This is a genomic window from Curtobacterium sp. SP.BCo (assembly GCF_051903265.1).
Lineage (GTDB): Bacteria > Actinomycetota > Actinomycetes > Actinomycetales > Microbacteriaceae > Curtobacterium.
Window position 1 is genome coordinate 557,978 of record NZ_CP194337.1, and the last position, 19,947, is coordinate 577,924.

Consider the following 19,947-nt stretch of genomic DNA (forward strand, 5'->3'; position numbering starts at 1 on the left):
AGCCCTGAAGGATGCCTTCGTGTGCAAGCCCTAGCCGCAGGAGTCACGCGCCGACGTCGTCCGTGTCGACGCGGAACCGTGAGCCATGCGTGATGATCGAGCAGATCGCAGCCCCCCGACGATGCGCTCAGCCCGGGCGAGGATGCCCAAGGTACCTCCAGCCACAAGCGCAGTGAGGAGGATGGTTGCTCCAGCTTCGAGGGTTGGTCGGACTGGACGCAGGTGCGACCACCGCTGTTGCTGCACCGGCTGCAAAAGATCCTCCGCAAACCACTGCAGGGTCTTCTTGCCGCGTGACCAATCCGCGAGAGCCCCGGTGGTCTCGATGGCGATGGTCGCGGCAGATGCATCTGACGGCGCACCCTTCATGCGCTTCACTCTCGCGGAGAACCAACGAAGTAGGACCTCTTCATCGGCGTTGACGAGCAGCGCCATCTGAGGCACCGCGAGCGAGAACTCCAGCTGATAGTTGACCCACAGTCGTGTGAAGACTGGACGGACCTGAGTCCGGGTGATCCGCTCGAGCCGCCCAATGACCTGCCCCACGAGGACCCGCCGACGCTCTTCCGATGCCCTGGTATCTCGGGCCGCCTCCCGCTGAGCCGAAGCGCGGATCGTGTACCAGGCGGCTGCGACGGAACAAAGTGCGAGCAGCACTGATCCGAGTTGGATCCATAGGGCAGGGGTCACCCTCCGAACCGTATCTACGGGAGAACGCGAAGAGGAGAACCCCGAGCAGGGCACAAAACGAGAGTACGCCGCCGATTGCGCGGACTTGACGAACGTGCCTTGAGCAAGCGTCCCTGCTCGCCCTTGATCAGCTCTGTTCGTCTTGCTGCTGAACTCGCTCCCGCATCTCCGCGCGGACGATGCGCCACGCATACCCTGGGTCCTCTTCCTCGTTGCGCTGAATCTCGCCTAGCGCAGCGGTGTACGTCCAGCGGTCGGGATCCGAGCGTTGCAGAATGCGTGCAGCCCGCTGCTGAACCGAGCGTCTCGCCATCGTGTTCCTCCTTGGTGGGTTGGTTAGTCGGCGTGCGCCGCGTCGTCCTTCAGTCAGTGCCAATCGATGTATCGAGCGCCACGTGCTCCGCAGTAGACGTGGGCGCCGTGCCATCCGTACGGCACCAGCAGAGTCACGTCTTGGAGTGCGTCGTACCCGGTTCGCTGCGTCATCCGCTGCACCGGGAGGTACGACTGCCACGGGACCTCCCGAAGATGCGAACTCCAGTCGATAGGGACGATCGGCTGGTCCGACGGGACGGGATGTCTCCGGAGCGCCCAGCGGACATGCTGGGGTGTGCGGCGTGCAGCTGCGGCGAGGGCTCTGACGGTCGTCACGCCAGAGGAGACGAGGTCGTGGAGCGCCGGCACGTCGATGTCGTCGATCTCGGGGCCGAGGTTGACCGTCTCTCGACCGGCCCACCGCGGGGGCTCCCAGACAGCGGCAGGTGACGTGCCTTTGCCTTGCTCGTACGCGTTCACCGCATCGATCGTGACCGCGAGCCAAGCCTCCAAGTACGCGTCCAGGGCGACCTGCAGCTGAGCCGTCATCCGGATCTGGAAGTCCGTGTACTCGGCGGAATCTCGTCCATCCGCGACCACTGCCCATGGGGTGGGGAGAGCGCTGAGGGGTTGCGCTGTCGCTCGGAGGTAGAGGTAGCGGCGTGCGTTGCGGAGCCGTCGGGGGCCGCCGGTGAAGGTGCCGACGCTGGCGCAGATCATGTCCCAGTGCGTCGGCTTGAGGAGTTGCCACCACGGCAGATGTTGGCGCCGGGTCGCGTAGTTGATGCTCGGCTCGGACGCTGCGAGGTAGCGAGCGAGCTCGCCAAGTTGCTGCAGGATCGCCGTCGTTTGAGCTGGTGTGCCGAGCATCGATGGTCGAAGTCGTCGACCTATACCCGCAATCACCTCGGGGTCAGGTGCGTCTCGGTGGACGCCAGCAAGAGCAGCAGTCAGCCCCAGCGCGAGCGACCGTTGCAGCGTTTCGGGGTCAGCGCCGCCGGCCACGCTCAGCGGTACCACCCAGTTCGTCCAGAGCAGTGGTGGGATGTGGTCCGCGGTCCACTCTGGATTCCGGAGTGAGTCACGTGGCATCAGCAAGTCGACGTAGGCGGAGACGGCTGGTTCGTCGAACTCTGCTCGCACTGCGCTACCGGTCACGAGGCGCTGCATTGCGGGCAGATCCTGATCGACCGCGCGGAGGATGCGGCCTCGGAATCTTGGCCCGACGCCCGGCCAGTAGCCAAGGAGGGTCGCGGCGCTCCCAGGGCCGCGTTCGATCTGGCCCTGCTCAGAGGGCCGCGCGAACGTGAGCCTCCGAATGAAGGGCCGGACCTTCTCCTCCGGGGCGAACATGAGTGCGAAGGCGGCGGCCATGAGCGCCCCCATCGCTAACGCGTTCTTCGGAGGTGCGGTGCCGATACGTGCCGTCTCGTCGAAGAGACCGCGCAGCTGGGAGAGTTCGAGCGTGGCGAGCTCAGCGATGAGAGGGATGTCGTTCGCGGCGAGGAGTGCGATGCCGACGCCGCGCAGCGTGGGGAAGAGGTGCTGTACGTCTGGGATGAAGACGTCGAGCGTGTCCCGGTCACGTTTCCAGGCGGCAGAGATTGCAGCCTGTGCGCGGACGATGGGTGCGCTCTCGTCAAACGGTGCCTCCTCCCAGGAGGTCCGCAAGTCGTGACCACACCTGCGACCTTCCGCGATGCGTGCACGGCAGCAAGAGGGGTCGACGGGATGAGCTTCCATGAGTGCAGGATCCGGGATGCCTTGTCCGCAGGCAGGGCATGTGTCGTGCAGTGGCACGAGGTGCGTCTCGCAGAGGAACGACCACCACAAGCGCCAATGGGCGAGAAAGACGGCTGGCCGCTCGGTGAGGCATTGTGGGCAGTATCGGGTCCCCGAACCTCGGGTCCAGTTCTTCGCATGCGCGGGGAGACCGTCGTCGCCGGGCGCGAGCGCGTCGTAGACGAAGGACCGCATCATCCCGTCCAGGAGTTCGCTCGTGTCGCAGCCGACGGCGGTTGCGATGGACTGCGCGATCTCGTTCGGAAGATTCATGTCAATGCGCCGACGATCTTCAGATCGGAGTGCACCGAGCCCGCACCATCGACTGATTGCTGCCGGGGGCTCGCCGACGTAGGCGGCGATCCGCAGCAACAGGCTCGGCAGGTGCTCTCCGGGCACGACGGTCGTCCGAAAGCCAAACGGGACCGCGTCGTCCGGGTCGGAGGCACCCGCTCTTGGCGGCGACGCCTTCATCTCAGCGCCAGCGCTGCCGGAACGAGAACCGGCCGGCGTCCCATAGTTGCAGGCGTTGCGCGCGTCCGTCCTGGGCGCGTTTTTCGACAGCGACAAGGTCGAGAATCCTCCGGGTGATGCGCTGGTCAGCGGTCGCAGCCGCGACGTTGATGGCGCCGGATACGAGTGTCGACACGTGGCTCATGTATCCGAGGGTCGACACCCAGAGGTATTCCTCGAATTCGCTGCTGAGTACTGCTTCTCCTGGCTCGTGTCCTCTGAGCCGGATCCGTTGCTCGATGCGTTCCAGGAGCTTCCTCCATTCGGTGATCTCGCCCTTGGTGCTGCGTCGGTACGGCTCGAGCTCGATGAGCATCCAGCGCGCTTCAGACTGGACCCGTGCTGCTTCTCGAGCGCCGCTGCGCTGTGCGGCCAGCTGCTGTCGCATGTCATGGCCGGCGAGGACGACTCGAACGCCCATGTTCTGCAGTGATTTGAAGCCGTCGTGGACGTACTTGCCGATTTGCCCGTCGAAGTTGATGAATTGGATCTCATCGACGAATACCCACCGGATTCGGTGACGTTCGACTGCGCGGCCGAATGCCGCGCGAGCGTCCTTGTCGAACGGCGCGCCAACCTGTTGGCAGAGCAACGCGAACAGCTGCTGCTCCGCCTGCTTTTTCGGCAGGTCCACGATGACGACGTCCCTGCGAGGTGCGGTGAACAAGCCGTCGTCGTAGAGCGGTGCGCTGATGCCGATCCGAGCTTCCCAAGCCGCTTGGCACATCGTCTCCGCCGCGATGCGACGCATCAGCTTTGTCTTGCCAGTCCCGGGCGGCCCAGTGATGAGTGTGATCGGGATCAGGTCGGCGGTGCGGCGGGGCCGCGGGCTACGGACGGTCCGGTACTGCATTTCGGCCTCCGCTGTCTGGAGCGTGCGTGAGTAGGGCCACGAGTGGTGCCAGTCTTCGAGTGCGATGCCGTAGCGCCGCCGCTCGTCGGGCCCGGCGTCGAGTTGGGGTCGGCCGGGATCGGGAACATCTGCGCCGGTGACACCGCGAACGAACGCTTGATCCTGCACCGTCATGAGCGCCCAGCTTTGCTCGGGGTGTGGATCTGCGCCGAAGAGTCGCCGGACCGTGGGCGGGAGGCCCAGTTCGTGGTTGAGAGTCATGCGAACCGGCCGAAGAGGTCGTCGATGTCGTCTAGATCATCGTCGAGTTCGGCGCCCGCGTCGTTGTGGCCAAGGACTTCTTCGAGGTCGTAGTCCATGTCGGCCGGGATCACCGTCCCTGAGTCGAGCGCTTGCAGCCGCTCGTAGGCAGCCGTGGTCATCTCGTCAGTCCGCGACAGCTCCGACCGGCTCCCACGGATCAGAGCATCATCAGCGCGCCACCGAATGAGCAGCTGCAGCATCCGGTCTTGAAACTCCGCTCGCCGCAAGGTGAGATCGCCGACCTGCCCGCCGAGGACGGTCAGGGAGTGGTCCGAGAACTGGGGAGTGTCCTCGGTGCGGAGCACCCAGGGCACCTCCCATGCGGCTCCGTCGGGGTCGAAGCAGTACACCTGCCGCAGGTCGGACGGGTTGTAGTGGAACGTCCAGTAGCCGTCACGGGACGCACCCGGGGTGCGCAGCAGGGTCTCGATGATGGGTGCGTTGAAAACCTCGTATCGGCGGGTGATGCCGTACTTCCCGAGCTTGGCGCGGAAGGTCGGCAGGAAGCGTATCCACTCGTTCTCCCACTTGGGTATCTCGACGAATCCGGTCTCGCCGACGAGTTCCGCCCAACGTTGGTAGGGGCTGATGTGGCGTCCGAGTTCAGCGCGGTGGCCCCGGTGCTCGCGGAAGTTGTAGAGGTCGGTCCATTGCTGGTCGCGTTCCCAGAGCTGGTTCCAGGTGAGGAGCGCCTCGGTATCGAGGCCGCGTTCGTCGATCGACCCGCCAACGTAGCCGGCGCAGAGTTCCTCGAACTCGGTCTTGTAGCTGAGGAAGCTGCGCTCGATGAGGGCCTTGGCACGCGGGTCGCGGACCCGAGCGAACTCGACCTCGCATCCCAGGCGGGCGAGCTGGTTGACGTGGAAGTTGGACAGGAAGTCCTTGCCGTTATCGGTGATGATCCGACGCGGGGGTATCGGCCATCGAGTGAGAGCGCGTGGCATTCCGACGAAGGGTCGCGGGTACACCCGTCCATCGATTGTGACTGTCTCGCGGTCGTCGACCATCGACGCGAACGCATCGGCCAGGGCGAGGACGACACCAACGCCGGAGGAGTGCTCGCTGATCGATCGTCCGACGATCATGCGGGTGGCGGAGTCGATGATTTTCACGAGCGTGACTCGGTAGGTGCGGGTCTTTCCAGTGCGCTCCTTTGGGTCCCAGAGCATCACGTTCGAGGTGGTGGCGTCGATCTGCCAGAGTGAGCCGGGCCGTTCGAGATGGCGCGGTGCGAAGGACTGCTTGGGTGCTTGTGCGGTGCCGTATTTCGTCTTCGACTTGGCCTTCAGGTGCGGCATCCGCTTGTGTAGACGCTCGACCAGACGGTAGAACGTCCGCTCCGACGGCGGCTTCGTGATGTCGGGAGCTGTGCCGAGCAGCCAGAGACGGAACTGGAGGTACTGCGTTTGAGTGTGGAGGGTCGGATCGAAGACGCGATCCTGGAGAAACTTCTCCACGAGGTCGGGGAGGTCAGCGTTCCGGTTCGATCGACGCTCTCTCGTGTAGCGACCATCGACCGTCCCCCCAGGGCCCGCCGCCTCCCGCTTGACGGCGCGGCTGACGCGCTTACGGGCCGTCTCGTAGGAGACATCATCATGTTCGGCGATGCGTCTCGCAATCGCGGCGAGGCGTTTGCGTTCGTTGTGAATGGCGTCCGGGTCGACGTCCCGTAGGGGCTTGTCGTTCTCGCCTTGCCAGGGCGCGATGCCGGTATCGATGTAGCGGATGAGCGCGCGGTGGTCGTCGCGCTTGCCGATTGCGTGGTCGCTGAGCCGGTCGTCGAGGTCGTGCAGCAGCATCGACGTTGGCGGCGGGTTCTCCGGGCTGGCGATCGCTTTCACGACCGCTCGCAGCGGTCGTGGGGTCACGGGTCTGTGCGCGGCGTCGAGGAACTGCACCCACCCGTCACCCCACGACTGCACGAAGACTTGCTCGCCGTCGAACACCACCGGCATGCCCACACGCAGCTTCAGAACCCACTCTGAGTCCTTCGTCACGATGCCACCGTCCAGACGATCGACGTTGACCGGAATGGCAAGCGCATGTCGGTACGGAGGTCACGCCGCCAGAGCATCCTGCGGATCAGCATCATCGCGAATCCTGGCTCGTACCCCCGAGCCGCGATACGTGTCACGAGCTCGACGACGGGCATGGGACGAGAACACAGCTCCGCAGCGACCGGCGCCCAACGCAGATACGACGGCTCAGGGACGCGTGCTTCAGTAAAGTTCTCGAGATTCGCCTGCATCAGCCGCGGCATCCCCGTCCACATCTCGTAACCGATGCCGGCCTCGGCAAGGACGTCCCGGATAAGAGACGCGCGAGCCCGCCACTTCGGCGTCGACGCCTGCTCAGCGTTCTTCACGTCCACAACCAGCGGCGGCAGCCCGTCCCCAAGAAGGACCAGATCCGGCGTGTGCAGCTTGCACAGCGCTCCTGGCTCGAACGCCAGCGTGAATGGTTGCCCGCCGATGTACCTCACGGCCGGGTGGAAGTCGGCGAGGGTGATGAAGTCGCGTTCGAGATGCGACTCGGCACCGATGAGTGAGCCAGTCGTGTGCGTCCAAACCGCTACGGGTTTGTGCGCCTGCGTCAGCCGGCGAGAGAATTCCCGCATCGGATGAGCGGCGGATAGTATCTCCGCCGTCAGATCAGCCACCTGAACAGTGCGGACGGTGCGTCCGTCCGCCGAGTACCCGGCGACCACGCCTTCGGAAGGGCTCCCTGGCTTCAAGCGGTACGTCGACCACGGCCGGTGAAACCGCATCCGTAAGCCCCACACCGAGCCGATGACCCGCTTCCCCCGGACACGGGGATGAGCCGCCCACGAGTTCAGGATCGTCATGGGGTCGGCGTCCCACCCGCCGACGCGTGTCCGGCCGCGATGTATCAGCCGTTCGCTGTCCCGAAGCAGCGTTTCAGCAAGGTCGCCGGCCCATGCGGGGAGGACGTTGGTGACTTGCACACGCGGCGACCGGCGGAACTGATCGGGAGCCGGGTCGGCCTCGGCTGCCGACGACAGGTTGGTGGGACGCATGGCGAGCACCGTAGCCTAGTTTTTTAGACTAAGCTACGGTGCTCTGAGCTATCGATCGGACTTCTGTTGTTCTCGAGCTTCACGCACCCACCGCGATACCGCTGTCTGACTAGCGCCCGCTGCTTCGCCTATCTTCGTCGTGGTCAAGCCAAGGTCACTCGCTTCAACCATGAGCCGACGACGTTGCTGCTCGATCCGTCGAATCTCGAGCTCGGACTCCCGAAGCGCAGCCAGCACCTCATCAGCCCGGGCTGGGTCAGTCGCAACCTTCTGAGGACGGCGCGAGCGTCGGGGAGAGAGTGGTTCGGTCATGCGTCTGTTCCGGTCGGATCTATGAACGTCGGAACGGCGCTTGCACAGGCCGCGGGCACGTGGAAGGATCCGACGCGAATCTCGCTCGGATCAGACGTAGCACTCTGGGTTCCTGTGGGCACTTCACGCAACTTGCCGGTCGCGTGCCGAGGGGTCAAAGACGACCCCTGCGAGTCGTGCCTGCAGGCCATGGTAACTCCCCGGTCTCTCCAACATCTCCCCGACTCAGAGCCGGACCAACTTCGCCATTCTCCCTCGTTTACGAGGCGAAACACCGGAATGAAGATTCGGACTGAGGGCAAGCAGCCCGATCCGCCCCTCACCGCACCCGCAACGTGCCGGAACGTCTACGAACCCGTCAAAGCTCGTCGATCGGGGACACTGTGACCGACTCGGGACCGGACTCCGGTGAGTTCGCTGCAGCGGCGCGGATAGAGATGACCCGCGCAGCTGCCCTGCGGTTGACGGACCCGGTTCTACGTCGGTTGCTCGAGCAGGTTGCGGACGGCGCGGGGTCTGCGTCCGACGCCGTCGAGAGCGCCTTGAACCACGTTGATCACAATCGTCAGAGTGACGCTCTTGGCGGTGACGCCGACCGGGCGTTGTCACTTGCTGATGCGGCGCTCGGCGCGGAGGGCTTGCAGGTCACCGACACTGCCGTACGAGAGCTGGGCCGCCGAGTTGCCGAGGGGCGGATGACCGGCGACGAAGCAGTCGCGTTCATCGACGCGCTCCTCCCGTCCGGCGTTGTGGGGACACAAGCTGAGTCTCAGGTCGGCGCACTCGACGAACGAATTGGTCCCTTCTTCGATGCAGCCTCACTGCTCGGCCTACTTCAAGTGAGTGCCGCCGCCCTGACTGCATTGGTCCAGGACGGCGATGTGTTAGCTGTCGTCTCGGCCGATGGCCTCCCTCTCTATCCTGCATTCCAGTTCGACGAGACCGGGCAGCTCCTGCCCCGACTACGGGAGGTGCTCGCTCAACTCGACCCCGCACGAACTGATCCTTGGGGAGACGCCGTCTGGTTGAACGCCCCGGGCGATGAGCTTGACGGGACCAGCCCAGCCGCCGCCCTCAGGGACGGGCGAGCGGACGACGTTATTCGTCTCGCAGGTCAAGCGGGATCCTTCCACTTCGGATGAAGGCCGACCAGCAAATCTCCACACGTGCCCGACCGTCTCGCTTAGGGGACCTTCTCCGGAAACCATTACGGACTACCCATCCGGACGGGTTGCCAGCGTGGCCGTTCGCGCGCGAGGTTGGGAACGCCGAGCGTCCGGTTGACGACCGGCTACCGGTTCACTCGTGCCTTGCCGGTGAAGGCAGCTGAAGCCTCGCTACATCCGACGCTTCCGTGCGGCGAGTCGGAGTGCCTGGACGGAACGTCGGTGCTGCTCCGCGCGATGGCGGCCGTTGGCGGGAGAGGGGTGTGGTGCCGCGATGACGGGGACGAGTCGGGCGTGCTCGTCCAGGGTGAGGTGTCGCATGACTCCCTCGAGAGCGATACTCCCGTACGCGACGATCGCCTCGACGGAGGGAAGCGCCCTGAGGAGAACGCCGAGGGCATGTCGTCCCTCGTCGATGTCTGCAGGTCGTCCACGGCCGGGGAGTTCCCACGGGATGAGGTTCCAGCGGAGGTACTCATTGCGTGCAAGTCCGGACTCGATGCGGGCTGCGCGGAACGCGGCCGCGGTCGGCCCCGGGTTGTCCTCGCTGCAAATCGCCGAGTGCGCTGCGGCGATGGTCTGCGGGCCGGGCGACTGCATGAGGACCAGCACGCGGCTGGTTGTGCCGCCGGATCGTGGGTCGAAGTTCGGGACGAACCGCCGTGAACCGTCGGGCGCGGTGCGCCACGTCTCCGCGAGAGCGTTCAGCGATCGAACGTCCGCGAGCTCGTCGGCGAGTTCGTCGGGGGTGCTCATGCCGGCTGTGGTGGTGCGAGGAGGGTGCCGCGGATGACTGAGCCGTGGAAGGTGCGGACGGCGACGGTGATCCACGCGGCGACGAGTCCGACGTAGTAGACGGCTGCGAGGACGGCGACGACGGTGAGGCCGGAGTGCAGGGCCAGGCCGTTCAGGCCGGTGACGCAGGTGCCGACGGGGAACGTGAAGGACCACCAGGTCAGGCTGAACGGCAGGTGTTCGCGGGCGGTGCGGATGGTGATGGCGAGGGCGATGGCGGTCCACAGCAGCGCGAAGCCGAGCATCGCGAACCCGTACACCAACGCGACAACCAGGAGCGCGTGGGTGGTCGACGCATCGACCACGGTGGGGGCGTTCGAGGCGAGGAGGTTCACCGCGGTGATCGACTGCCCGACGGGCCCGAGGACGATCCACAGCGTCGGCACCATGCCCGCGGCACCGACCTTGTGCCGCGCGAGTCGGTTCCAGATCAACGTGATCACGACCAGCGACGTGATGAGGCTGAGGCCGAAGAAGCCGTAGCAGGACCACAGCAGTGTCTCCCGCGCCTGCCCCGCGGGGGCATATGGCAGGAGGAGTGCGCCGGTGGAGGCGGACACCATCGGCGGGACGATCGGCATGAGCCAACCCCCGAACGCGGAGTCGGGCTTGTTCTCGTGGCGGGTGAACGCCAGGTACGGCACCAGGACCGCGGTGAGCAGGCCGCCGATGGTGCCGATGCTCCAGAGGACCCAGTCGATGGTGACGGCGGCGGGGAGGCCGATCCAGTCCTTGCCGAGGAGGATGGTGCCGGCGCCGACGGTGAGGAACGCCATCGGCGGTGCGCCGTAGAAGTGCGAGATCACCGGGTGGAGGTGGTGCTTCGCTGCGGTACTCCGGTACCGGACCCAGTGAAGGACCGTCGCGACCGTGAGGGCGACGAGCAGCACCGCTGCGATCGCCCACACGATCGTCGCCGCCGTGCGGAGGCCCGGGAACTGCAGCGGCAGTGATGCAGCGGCGACGGCGACGATCCCGGTGCCCATGATCGACGCGAACCAGTTCGGGGTCAGGTTCGACACGATCAGGCCCGGCCGCTCCAGCTCCCGGAACAGCCGCCGGTCTCGCGCACCGTGCTCGGAAGCTGCGGGTGCGTGGGCGAAGTGAGCGGACATGTACTAAGCGTGCGCGTGTGCCCCGTGGTTCGGGAACGGCGAACTCGTTGGCAGGGCACAATGGTCGTTTGTGGCACTGCGGCGGTTGACGGACCGGACTCTGGACCTCGACACTCTCGAGCTCCTCGTCCGCGTCGCGGATACCGGTTCGTTGACCCGCGCGGCGGACGTGTTGGGGGTGACGCAGCAGGCGGTGTCGGCGCGCCTGCGTGCCGCGGAGCAGGCGATCGGTCAGCCGCTGGCGCGCCGGACGGCATCAGGGACCGCGATGACCGACGCAGGCCGAGTGGTGCTCGGTCTGGCTGTTCCGGTGTTGGAAGCCTCCCGTCGGCTCGAAGCAGGAGTCGCCGCGCTTCGAGAACCCGCGGGGTCCCTCGCCGTTGCAGCGTCGCAGACGATCGCCGAACTCCTGCTGCCCGCATGGTTGCTCGCCCACCGGGCTGCTGCGCCGGATGCGTCGGTGCGCTTGATCGCGGGGAACTCTGCTGCTGTGATGGACCTCGTCCGTTCCGGCGCTGCCGACGTCGGGTTCACGGAGACTCCTGCTGCGCCGGCTGATCTGTCATCGCTGGTGGTCGATGAGGACGAACTCGTGGTCGTCGTCGCTCCGCACCATCCGTGGGCAAGCGCTTCTGGCATTACCGCGGATGACCTCGCGGAGACGCCGCTGCTGCTGCGCGAGGAAGGGTCCGGAACCCGCGCCACGGTCGAGACGTGGCTCAACGATGCTGGGCTCCGCCCGGTCGCGCCAGCGGCGGTGCTCGAGACGACGGGCATCATCCGCGCCAACGCTCGAGCGGGCATTGCGCCCGCGGTGATGAGCCTCCGCACCGTCAGCAATGACCTCGAAGACGGTGCCCTCGTCCGGGTGCCGCTGCTCGGCCCGCCACTGATCCGGCCGCTGCGTGCGATCTGGTCGGGCCGCCCGGGGCCCGCTGTGACGGCGTTCCTGGACACTGCTCGCAGCTCGAGTACCGGTGGTCAGATCAGTCCGTAGGGCAGCTCCGGGTGCTGCTCGGCGATCTCGGTGAGCCGGTTGTACTTCGCGACGCGTTCCCCGCGGCCGGGTGCGCCGGACTTGATCTGCCCGGTGCCGGTCCCGACAACGAGGTCCGCGATGAACGTGTCCGTGGTCTCCCCAGAACGGTGGGAGACCATGCTGGCCATCCCGATGCTCTTGGCGGTGGCGATCGCGCCGAGGGTCTGGGAGACGGTCCCGATCTGGTTCGGCTTGATCAGTGCCGCGTTCGTCAGCTGCTGCTCGCCGCCGTCGCGGATCCGCTGTGGGTCGGTGACGTAGAGGTCGTCGCCGACGATCTGGATCCGGTCGCCGAGCGCCGCTTGCATGCGGCGGAACCCCTCATGGTCGTCTTCCGCGAACCCGTCTTCGATGCTCCGGATCGGATACGTGTCGATGAGGTGCCGGTAGTAGTCGACCAGCCCGTCCCGGTCGAGGCTGTCGTTGAGCACCCGGTAGGAGCCGTCGCCCTGGGAGAACTCGTTCGCGGCCGGATCGAGCGCGATCGCCACCTGATCGACGCCCGGCTCGTAGCCGGCGGTACGGATCGCGTCGACGAGCAGGTCGAGCGCTTCCTCGGGGGCGGCAATCGAAGGGGCGAAACCGCCCTCGTCGCCGAGGCCGAGGCTGCCGAACCGGTCCCGAACCAGCGCCGCGAGAGCGTGGTACACGTCTGCGCCGATTCGGACGGCGTCTGCCATCGAGCCTGCGTTGACGGGAGCGATCATGAACTCCTGGAAGTCCAGCTCGTTCGCTGCGTGCGCGCCGCCGTTGAGGACGTTGAAGTGCGGGACCGGCATCCGCGGCGTCGAGCCGGTGATCTCAGCGATCCACTGCCAGAGCGGGAGGTCCGCGGCATGGGCGAGGGCCCTGGATGCGGCGATCGAGGTGGCGACAACGCTGTTCGCGCCGAGCCGGCGGTACCCGGTGGTGCCGTCGAGTTCGGCAAGGGCGGCGTCGATCTGCCCGATCGCCGACCACGACCGGCCGGTGAGGAGCCCTGAGATGTCGGTGTCGATCAGGTGGAGCGCCTGGGTGACGTCGCGGCCGCCGAACGCGGAACCGCCGTCGCGGAGCTCGACGGCTTCGTGGGCGCCGGTGGATGCGCCCGCGGGGGCGTCCCCGGTGACGGTGCGGCCGTCGTCGAGCTCGAGGGACACGCGGACGGTCGGGTAGCCGCGGGAGTCGAGGATGCGGGCGCCGTGGACGGCGTCGATGGTGACGGGGTGGTCGTGGTGGGTGACGTACTCACCCTGATGGGCTCCGTGGTGGTGGATGCCGCTGATGTAGTCGTTCATGGTGACGCTCCTTCGGTTCGGTTCGGGTCATGCGTCGAGCTGGTCTGTGGTTGGAAGGGGAAGCCGCGGGGAGGCGGAGGGACGACCTGCCGGCGATCCTTCAGCGCCAGTGCCTCCCCGCGGCAGTCTGTGGACCCGTGGGTCACGGGTGTCGGGTGTGGGCGTTCTGTGCGGTGCGGATGACGGCTTCGGCAGCAGCACGGTCGGCCCACCCGTTGGTGGTGACGTGCTTGCCGTGCTCGATCTCCTTGTAGTGGGCGAAGAAGTGCTCGATCTCCGCCAGCGTGTGTTCCGGCACATCGGTGATGTCCCGCAGCTGCGCGAAGCGGTCGTCGCCAGCGGGAACGGTGAGGATCTTGTCGTCGCCGCCGTTCTCGTCGACCATGCGCAGCATCCCGACCGGCCGGACCGTGATGACGACGCCGGGGAACGTGGGACGGGGCAGGAGCACCAGGGCGTCGAGGGGGTCGCCGTCATCGCCGAGGGTGTTGTCGATGGAGCCGTAGTCCTGGGGGAACACCATGCTGGTGAACACCGCCCGGTCGAGCCGGATCCGGCCGGTGGTGTGGTCGACCTCGTACTTGTTGCCGCTGCCGCGGGGAATCTCGATCGTGACGTCGAACAGCATGGGTACCTCCGGTGCTGGAGCGGGTGTGTGGTCAGTGAGTGGGGTGGTCACAGGGTGCCGCCGAGGAGGATGCCGGCGGTCGCGGCGGCGACGGAGACGACGAGCATTCCGAGACCGTTGATCGCGGCGGCGGTGATCCGTCCGCTGCGGGCGAGACGGACAGTCTCGAAGCTGGCGGTGCTGAACGTGGTGTAGCCGCCCATCACCCCGGTGCCGAGGACCGCGACCGGCACCGCGCCGAGGTGGGTGGCGGCGCCGACGATGATCCCGAGCAGCAGCGACCCGGTTACGTTGATCGTCAACGTGCCGACGGGGAGCCGGAACTCCCGGCCGGTGTTGATCACCCCGTCGAGGAGGAACCGGCCGGCAGCGCCGACCCCGCCGCCGAGGGCGACGGCGAGGATGAGGGCGGCGTTCATGCTTCCTCCGTTCGGGGGCGGAACCAGCCGGCGACGACGAGACCGCACGCGGTCGCGATCGCGCCGGACAGGACGGTGAGGAGCGCGTAGCCGGTGCCGGCGAGGCCGTGGCCGTCGAGGAACAGGGCGGCGGTGGACTCGGCGAGGGTGCTGTAGGTGGTGAACCCGCCGAGGACCCCGGTGCCGAGGAGCAGCCGCAGCACCCTCCGGCGGCCGGCATCGGGCCCACGATGCGCGAGCGCTTCCAACAGCACACCGAGGGCCAGCGCTCCGGTGATGTTGATCCAGAAGATCGACCAACTCACCCCGCCATCGGCAGGAAGCACGATGCTGATGACGTCACGGAGGGCAGTACCAGCGGCCCCGCCGACGGCGACGAGGCCGACGTACCGCCACCGCAGATGCACCGGCCGCATGGTCGTTGCTGGGTCGGAGACGTCGACGTCCGGGTCGGAAGGGAGCTGGTCGTCGGGCATCGGGGTGTCCGTTCGGGTGGTCATGTTCCGCCTTCTGCCGCGACCAGCGCCGCGGCGTGCTGTGCTGCTACCGGATCCAGGAACGCCCCACCCCGAGGGACGAGAGCACCCGTCGGGGCGAGGTGGTACTGCACGGGTTGCCCGGTCGGCAGGTTCAGCCGCTCGAGCTCCGGGTCGGTGAGGTCGTCGATGCATGCGCACAACGCACGGAGCGAGTTCCCGTGCGCGACGACGAGGACGGTCCGCCCTACCCGCAGCATCGGCAGGAGCTGGTCCTGCAGCACGGGGCGGACCCGCTGGATGACGTCCGAGAGGGCCTCGGTGCGTCGGAGGGCACCGTCGGGCAGGCCGCGAGGCGCGGAGCTCGACCGCAGTTCCTCCCACAGGTGCAGCGACATCGGTGGCGGTGTGCCGGTACGGGACCTGCGGAGCCGCATGTACTCCTCATCACCGAGCGTGTGGCGGGCGTCGGTCTTCGTCATCCCGGTCAGGGCGCCGTAGTTGCGTTCGTTGAGCTGCCACATCGCTTCCGTCGGCAGCTGTGTCCCGAGGGCGTCGCAGACCAGTTCGGCGGTGCGGACGGCGCGGCGCAGCGTGGAGGTGACCACGACGTCCGGCGTGATGCGGTTCGACCGCAGGAGCCGTCCGGCTGCAGATGCTTGCCGTTCCCCGCGGGGCGTGAGCGGGACGTCGAGGAGCCCGGTGAAGATGCCCGCCTCGTTCGCGGTGCTCTCCCCGTGCCGCACAAGCGTCAGCACGCCGGTCACTGGGCATCCGACGGCTGGAGCACGGTGGCACCGACCGGGTCATGCGGGACGACCAGCACCGGCCGGTGCTGCTGATGGGTCAGGTGCGCGGCGACGGACCCGGTGAGCAGTTCCGCCATCCGGCGTCGGCCGGTCTGCGATCCGACGACGATCATCACCGCGTCACGTTCCTCAGCCACCGCAGCGAGTGCGTGACTCGGGTCCCCGACGCGGGAGACGATCTCCACGTCGACCGATCGCGCCGCAGCAAGATTCCTGATGACCCGCATGTCTTCGTCGGGGAGCTGCTGCGGGTCGCTGTCCGCCGTGTCCGGATCGATCGGTTCAATGATCTCCGACCCGTCCGCACGTACCCCCGCTGACAGCAGCGCCGGATCGACGACCACACACACCAGGCGGGTGCTGAAGCGTTCAGCGACGGCAGCCGCGACGCCGGCGACGTCGTGCGCCTGCCCTGGCTGCACACCGACGACGACAACACCGGCAGTGTTCGATTCGACCATGGCATATCCCTACCTCAGGCGCGCAGAAGCGCGACCAGCTGAGATAGGGACTGTTGTCGACGAGTGTCGAGGTTGGGTCCGGCAAGCCCCACTGCCGAGTCCGAAGACTTTACCATTATGCACCTACCACCCGGTGCCCGCACCGACAATCTTCCGCACCTCGATACCTGTGCCGGCGCTGCCCTCCGCGATCCTCGGAGGGCGGGTACCCCTTGGGGGTATCATCGCGGTCACCTGTCGCCTCGCGCGGCTGACGTTCTCCGCTCCATGACCTACTGAAACCAGATGATCATCATCACGTCTTCGCGTCGCCGGCTGCTGTTGCAGGTCACGGCGACGGTGGTGTTGCTGCTACTGGTTGGGTTCACGGTCCTGATGCACACGATGGCCGGGCACACGGCCGACCACGAGCATCCGATGACCGCTCCCACCGCCGCGATGGAGCACCACCCGGCCGCTGCCACCGGTCACACCGCGGCCACCGGTCATGCTCAAGACATGGTTCCCGCTGTTGCGGTGATGAACGTCCTCAGCGATGCCGGTTGCGATGGTGGCTTGTGTGCGCTGATGTGCTCCCTGATGGGGATGGCGTGCGCGCTGACGATCGTCCTGTTCGGGTGGGTGCTGCTGCGCGTCCGCAGCGGCGGAGTGCTGCACCTCCTCGCGCGGCTACTCGCTCTCGCAGCCCACGTGGCTCGCCGTATTCCGGTGCCGCGGCCGCCGTCACGTTCGGCGTTGCAGATCATTCGAGTCTGATTCCACCCCGGCGGGTCCTCCCACCCTCCGGGAGTACCCGCATGCCCAGAACCCGGGCAGGCATCCGCCAGCCCGCACCGATCTGACGCATCCACGGAAACGGAATCCACCATGCAGACCACCACTACCCGCGCTCTCGCGGCCGCAGCCGCCCTCACCATCGGCCTTACCATCGGCGGCTGCTCCACCAGCAACACCAGCAGCTCCGACGGGTCGTCGTCGCAGTCCTCGTCGTCATCGGCATCGCACAACGATCAGGACGTCATGTTCACGCAGCAGATGCTGCCGCACCACCAGCAGGCCATCGCGATGAGCGACATGCTCATCGCGAAGGGATCCGGCGTGCAGGCCGACGTCGGGACGCTGGCGAAGCAGATCAAGGCCGAGCAGGACCCGGAGAACACGAGGATGACCGGTTGGCTGACGGCGTGGAACGAGCCGACCGAAATGCCGAGCATGTCCGGGATGGTTCGATCCTCGATGTCGGGGATGATGTCCGACTCCGCCATACAGGACCTCCAGAAGGCATCCCCACAGGACGCTGGGAAGCTCTACCTCGAGCAAATGATCGAGCACCACACCAGCGCCGTTGACATGGCGAAGACCGAGGTTGACAAGGGCAAGAACGCTGACGCGGTCGGCCTGGCGAAGTCGATCGTGAAGAGCCAGACCGAGCAGATCGCTCAGATGAAGGACATGCTCGCGTCGATGTGACCCCGGCGCGCAACCGGTCCGGTCCGACCCGGTCCGGTCTCCCTCATCCGCAAGACCCCTCGGGACACTCTGCCCGCACCGCAACGAAGTAGGGACACATGTTCGTCATCAACGCGCTCGGCGACGCCCTCGCAGCCGCCGGCTCCATGGGGTGGGAGATCCTCTGGCCCCTCATCCTCGGCTTCACCCTGTCCGGCATCATCCAAGCCGTCGTCCGCACGGACCGGATCACGCAGCTCATGCATGACGACTCGCCTCGCGCGATCAGCGTCGCGACCGGACTTGGTGCCCTGTCATCGTCCTGCTCCTACGCGGCCGTCGCACTCGCACGGGCCCTGTTCCGGAAGGGCGCCAGCCTGTCGTCCGCGATGGCGTTCGAGGTCGCGTCAACGAACCTCGTCGTCGAGCTCGGCCTGATCCTGGCGTTCGTGATGGGCTGGCAGTTCACCCTCGCAGAGTTCATCGGCGGCCCGATCATGATCATCCTCATCGCCCTCGGCTTCCGGCTCTGGATGCGCGGCAAGATCCTCGACGCCGCCCGCGAGCAAGCCGAGAAGGGCCTCTCCGGGTCGATGGAAGGGCACGCGGCGATGGACATGTCCGTGCAGGGGGATCATGGGTTCTGGCGCCGTCTGTTGTCCAAGCCCGGCCTGACGAGCGTGTCCCAGTACTTCGTCATGGACTGGGCATCCGTCATCCGCGACATCATCATCGGCTTGCTCATCGCCGGCGCGTTCGACGCCTGGGTGCCGAAAGCGTGGCTGCAAGCGGTGTTCCTCGAGGGATACCCGACGCTGGCGTTCATCATCGACCCGCTCATCGGACCGATCCTGGCAATGGTGAGCTTCGTCTGCTCCGTCGGCAACGTCCCCCTCGCCGCAGTGCTGTGGAACGGTGGGATCAGCTTCGGCGGCGTGATCAGTTTCATCTTCGCGGACCTGATCATCATCCCGATCATCGTCATCTACCGGAAGTACTACGGCTGGAAAGCAGCGCTCCGGATCACCGGGATCTTCTACGGGGCGATGGTCCTCGCCGGCTACGCCGTCGAACTGCTGTGCACCCCGCTGGGCCTGATCCCTACGAACCGGCATCTGAGCATCGTGGCGACCTCTATCAGCTGGAACTACACCACCTGGCTCAACATCGTGTTCCTGCTGATCGCGTCGTTCCTGCTGGCCGTGTTCATCCGCAGCGGCTCCTGGTCGATGCTACGGATGATGAAGGGTGCACCCGACGACGGCGGCCACGACCACGCCGCACACGAACACTCACACGCCTGACCGCGCGCCGCGATCGAGTTGACTAGCGGACCGGTCAGTGGTGGCCGTGGACGACGGCGTGGCCGAGGCCGCGGCTGATCATCCACCGGTTCACGGGCGTGGTGATCACGAATGCGATCGCGAGGGAGAACAGCAGCGCCGTCCAGAACAGCCAGTCGCTGAGCTGCGCGTCCATCGCGCCGGGGATCGCAACGATGACGGTGTTGTCGATCAGCTCCATGACCGCGATCGACACGGTGTCCGCGGCGAGAGCGACCTTGAACGCAGCGCCGAGGCTCAGACCCGACTTGATGACGCCGCGCATGGTGAGGGCGTAGCCGAAGATGAACGCGAGGACGATTGACAGGACGATCGTGCCGGCGTTGTGGAAGCCGGCAGCGGTGCCGATGACCATGCCGAGGACCTCACCGATCGCGCAGCCGGTGAGGCAGTGCAGCGTCGCTTGCGCAGCCATCGACCACGTCGTCGTCCCGTGCCCGCCGCTGTGGCCGGCGTGCTCGTGTCCGCTCATCTGATGGTGCTCGTGCGTGTCCATGCTGCTCCGATCTGGCGCGGTCGACGCCAACAGTTCACATATACCCCTAGGGGGTACCATGCGCTGTAACGCGAAACTCCACGCGATGTTCCCGGTTCGGCCGGTCGCGGCGGGTTCGGTGTGAATCCGGACACCAGGTTGCCGCCGCCGTTCGGGGTACCGCACCATAGAAGCGCTCCTCCGACCCGTCTGCTCGAAAGACTGATGCTCACCACCGCCACCTCCCCGCGTCGCCGGCTGCTGTTGCAGGCCACGGCGACGCTGGCGTTGCTGCTGCTGGTCGGGTTCACGGTCCTGATGCACACGATGGCCGGGCACACCGCCGGCCACGAGCACCCGATGGCTGCTCCCGCAGCCACCGCCGAGCACAGCCACGTCGCCGCCGGCCACACCGAGCACGCGGCTCCTGCGACTGCGGTGATGACCGTCCTCACCGATGCGGGCTGCGACAGCGGCCTGTGTGCGCTGATGTGCTCGCTGATGGGGATGGCGTGCGCGCTGACGATCGCCCTGTTCACGTGGGCGCTGCTGCGCGCACGGACCGGCGGCATCCTCTACCTGCTCGCGCGGCTTCTCGCGCTGGCTGACCGGCTGCCGCGCCGCATCGCGGCACCGAAACCGCCATCACTGACGGCGTTGCAGATCATCCGCATCTGATCCGCCCCCAGC

Annotated in this window: 20 protein-coding genes; 6 read left to right on the forward strand and 14 right to left on the reverse strand. The window is 66.7% G+C overall.

Translation table 11 applies throughout. The annotated features are described in order from the left end of the window. Positions 1–30 precede the first annotated feature (30 nt). The 5 genes from ACRQ4B_RS02690 to ACRQ4B_RS02710 all read right to left on the reverse strand — a co-directional run bounded on the left by ACRQ4B_RS02690 (position 31) and on the right by ACRQ4B_RS02710 (position 7,493). Complete coding sequence (locus tag ACRQ4B_RS02690; protein ID WP_439693169.1) at positions 31–546, reverse strand: hypothetical protein; 516 nt, start codon at positions 544–546, stop codon at positions 31–33. Between the two features lie 510 nt (positions 547–1,056). Then, the gene (locus ACRQ4B_RS02695; RefSeq protein WP_439693170.1) at positions 1,057–3,357 is read right to left on the reverse strand and encodes a TniQ family protein; all 2,301 of its coding nucleotides are present in this window, start codon (positions 3,355–3,357) and stop codon (positions 1,057–1,059) included. After that, positions 3,263–4,414 carry an ATP-binding protein gene (locus tag ACRQ4B_RS02700; protein ID WP_439693171.1) on the reverse strand — a complete coding sequence of 384 codons (1,152 nt, stop codon included), beginning with the start codon at positions 4,412–4,414 and terminating at the stop codon, positions 3,263–3,265. Before ACRQ4B_RS02700 ends, ACRQ4B_RS02695 begins: the two co-directional genes overlap by 95 nt. Next, complete coding sequence (locus ACRQ4B_RS02705; protein ID WP_439693172.1) at positions 4,411–6,453, reverse strand: hypothetical protein; 2,043 nt, start codon at positions 6,451–6,453, stop codon at positions 4,411–4,413. The genes ACRQ4B_RS02700 and ACRQ4B_RS02705 overlap by 4 nt, the downstream gene beginning before the upstream one ends. Next, positions 6,450–7,493: a hypothetical protein gene (locus ACRQ4B_RS02710; RefSeq protein WP_439693173.1), complete on the reverse strand. Its 1,044-nt coding sequence runs from the start codon at positions 7,491–7,493 to the stop codon at positions 6,450–6,452. Before ACRQ4B_RS02710 ends, ACRQ4B_RS02705 begins: the two co-directional genes overlap by 4 nt. 695 nt (positions 7,494–8,188) lie before the next feature. On the opposite strand from ACRQ4B_RS02710, the gene ACRQ4B_RS02715 reads away from it, so the two are divergent. Further along, positions 8,189–8,947: an antitoxin VbhA family protein gene (locus tag ACRQ4B_RS02715; RefSeq protein ID WP_439693174.1), complete on the forward strand. Its 759-nt coding sequence runs from the start codon at positions 8,189–8,191 to the stop codon at positions 8,945–8,947. Between the two features lie 195 nt (positions 8,948–9,142). Here the strand turns inward: ACRQ4B_RS02715 and ACRQ4B_RS02720 are convergent, their stop codons facing one another. Together ACRQ4B_RS02720 and ACRQ4B_RS02725 are read right to left on the reverse strand one after the other, a co-directional pair. Continuing rightward, complete coding sequence (locus tag ACRQ4B_RS02720) at positions 9,143–9,727, reverse strand: uracil-DNA glycosylase (protein WP_439693175.1); 585 nt, start codon at positions 9,725–9,727, stop codon at positions 9,143–9,145. Continuing rightward, positions 9,724–10,881: a TDT family transporter gene (locus ACRQ4B_RS02725; protein ID WP_439689607.1), complete on the reverse strand. Its 1,158-nt coding sequence runs from the start codon at positions 10,879–10,881 to the stop codon at positions 9,724–9,726. The genes ACRQ4B_RS02720 and ACRQ4B_RS02725 overlap by 4 nt, the downstream gene beginning before the upstream one ends. A gap of 70 nt (positions 10,882–10,951) precedes the next feature. Here ACRQ4B_RS02725 and ACRQ4B_RS02730 point away from each other — a divergent pair, with 70 nt between their 5' ends. Then, positions 10,952–11,878 (forward strand): LysR family transcriptional regulator, encoded by a 927-nt coding sequence (locus tag ACRQ4B_RS02730; protein ID WP_439693176.1) that lies wholly within the window; start codon positions 10,952–10,954, stop codon positions 11,876–11,878. Here the strand turns inward: ACRQ4B_RS02730 and eno are convergent. The 6 genes from eno to ACRQ4B_RS02760 all read right to left on the reverse strand — a co-directional run bounded on the left by eno (position 11,863) and on the right by ACRQ4B_RS02760 (position 15,990). Then, the gene (eno, locus tag ACRQ4B_RS02735; RefSeq protein WP_082687493.1) at positions 11,863–13,197 is read right to left on the reverse strand and encodes a phosphopyruvate hydratase; all 1,335 of its coding nucleotides are present in this window, start codon (positions 13,195–13,197) and stop codon (positions 11,863–11,865) included. The two genes, ACRQ4B_RS02730 and eno, sit on opposite strands and share 16 nt — an antisense overlap. A 142-nt stretch (positions 13,198–13,339) precedes the next feature. Beyond that, a complete protein-coding gene (locus tag ACRQ4B_RS02740) occupies positions 13,340–13,825 on the reverse strand; it encodes an inorganic diphosphatase (protein ID WP_002854167.1) in 486 nt (161 codons plus the stop codon). 47 nt (positions 13,826–13,872) lie between these two features. Then, positions 13,873–14,244 (reverse strand): fluoride efflux transporter FluC, encoded by a 372-nt coding sequence (locus ACRQ4B_RS02745; protein ID WP_439693177.1) that lies wholly within the window; start codon positions 14,242–14,244, stop codon positions 13,873–13,875. Continuing rightward, positions 14,241–14,651, reverse strand: a complete 411-nt coding sequence (locus tag ACRQ4B_RS02750; protein WP_439694344.1) for a fluoride efflux transporter FluC — start codon at positions 14,649–14,651, stop codon at positions 14,241–14,243. The genes ACRQ4B_RS02745 and ACRQ4B_RS02750 overlap by 4 nt, the downstream gene beginning before the upstream one ends. 89 nt (positions 14,652–14,740) lie before the next feature. After that, positions 14,741–15,487, reverse strand: a complete 747-nt coding sequence (locus ACRQ4B_RS02755; protein WP_439689609.1) for a 2,3-bisphosphoglycerate-dependent phosphoglycerate mutase — start codon at positions 15,485–15,487, stop codon at positions 14,741–14,743. Beyond that, positions 15,484–15,990 (reverse strand): universal stress protein, encoded by a 507-nt coding sequence (locus tag ACRQ4B_RS02760; protein WP_439693178.1) that lies wholly within the window; start codon positions 15,988–15,990, stop codon positions 15,484–15,486. Before ACRQ4B_RS02760 ends, ACRQ4B_RS02755 begins: the two co-directional genes overlap by 4 nt. 285 nt (positions 15,991–16,275) lie before the next feature. Between ACRQ4B_RS02760 and ACRQ4B_RS02765 the strand changes: the two genes are divergently transcribed. The 3 genes from ACRQ4B_RS02765 (at position 16,276) to ACRQ4B_RS02775 (ending at position 18,743) form a co-directional block, all read left to right on the forward strand. Further along, on the forward strand, positions 16,276–16,746 hold the full coding sequence (locus ACRQ4B_RS02765) for a hypothetical protein (RefSeq protein ID WP_242089686.1): 471 nt from the start codon (positions 16,276–16,278) through the stop codon (positions 16,744–16,746). A 111-nt stretch (positions 16,747–16,857) separates the two neighbouring features. Next, a complete protein-coding gene (locus ACRQ4B_RS02770) occupies positions 16,858–17,460 on the forward strand; it encodes a DUF305 domain-containing protein (RefSeq protein WP_439693179.1) in 603 nt (200 codons plus the stop codon). A 98-nt stretch (positions 17,461–17,558) separates the two neighbouring features. After that, the gene (locus ACRQ4B_RS02775) at positions 17,559–18,743 is read left to right on the forward strand and encodes a permease (protein ID WP_439693180.1); all 1,185 of its coding nucleotides are present in this window, start codon (positions 17,559–17,561) and stop codon (positions 18,741–18,743) included. 34 nt (positions 18,744–18,777) lie between these two features. On the opposite strand, the gene ACRQ4B_RS02780 is transcribed toward ACRQ4B_RS02775, so the two are convergent. Continuing rightward, positions 18,778–19,254: a DUF4396 domain-containing protein gene (locus tag ACRQ4B_RS02780; protein ID WP_175328429.1), complete on the reverse strand. Its 477-nt coding sequence runs from the start codon at positions 19,252–19,254 to the stop codon at positions 18,778–18,780. A 228-nt stretch (positions 19,255–19,482) separates the two neighbouring features. Between ACRQ4B_RS02780 and ACRQ4B_RS02785 the strand changes: the two genes are divergently transcribed. Further along, entirely contained in the window at positions 19,483–19,935 is a 453-nt protein-coding gene (locus ACRQ4B_RS02785; protein ID WP_251155650.1) for a hypothetical protein, read from the forward strand. The last annotated feature ends 12 nt before the right edge of the window (positions 19,936–19,947 follow it).

Bases quoted from the DNA above. Each gene is read 5' to 3' on its own strand.
- ACRQ4B_RS02740 (WP_002854167.1), bottom strand. From the start codon at position 13,825: ATGCTGTTCGACGTCACGATCGAGATTCCCCGCGGCAGCGGCAACAAG.
- ACRQ4B_RS02785 (WP_251155650.1), top strand. From the start codon at position 19,483: ATGCTCACCACCGCCACCTCCCCGCGTCGCCGGCTGCTGTTGCAGGCC.
- ACRQ4B_RS02710 (WP_439693173.1), bottom strand. From the start codon at position 7,493: ATGCGTCCCACCAACCTGTCGTCGGCAGCCGAGGCCGACCCGGCTCCC.
- ACRQ4B_RS02725 (WP_439689607.1), bottom strand. From the start codon at position 10,881: ATGTCCGCTCACTTCGCCCACGCACCCGCAGCTTCCGAGCACGGTGCG.
- ACRQ4B_RS02775 (WP_439693180.1), top strand. From the start codon at position 17,559: ATGTTCGTCATCAACGCGCTCGGCGACGCCCTCGCAGCCGCCGGCTCC.
- ACRQ4B_RS02720 (WP_439693175.1), bottom strand. From the start codon at position 9,727: ATGAGCACCCCCGACGAACTCGCCGACGAGCTCGCGGACGTTCGATCG.
- ACRQ4B_RS02745 (WP_439693177.1), bottom strand. From the start codon at position 14,244: ATGAACGCCGCCCTCATCCTCGCCGTCGCCCTCGGCGGCGGGGTCGGC.
- ACRQ4B_RS02760 (WP_439693178.1), bottom strand. From the start codon at position 15,990: ATGGTCGAATCGAACACTGCCGGTGTTGTCGTCGTCGGTGTGCAGCCA.
- ACRQ4B_RS02700 (WP_439693171.1), bottom strand. From the start codon at position 4,414: ATGACTCTCAACCACGAACTGGGCCTCCCGCCCACGGTCCGGCGACTC.
- ACRQ4B_RS02780 (WP_175328429.1), bottom strand. From the start codon at position 19,254: ATGAGCGGACACGAGCACGCCGGCCACAGCGGCGGGCACGGGACGACG.
- ACRQ4B_RS02770 (WP_439693179.1), top strand. From the start codon at position 16,858: ATGCAGACCACCACTACCCGCGCTCTCGCGGCCGCAGCCGCCCTCACC.
- ACRQ4B_RS02765 (WP_242089686.1), top strand. From the start codon at position 16,276: ATGATCATCATCACGTCTTCGCGTCGCCGGCTGCTGTTGCAGGTCACG.
- eno (WP_082687493.1), bottom strand. From the start codon at position 13,197: ATGAACGACTACATCAGCGGCATCCACCACCACGGAGCCCATCAGGGT.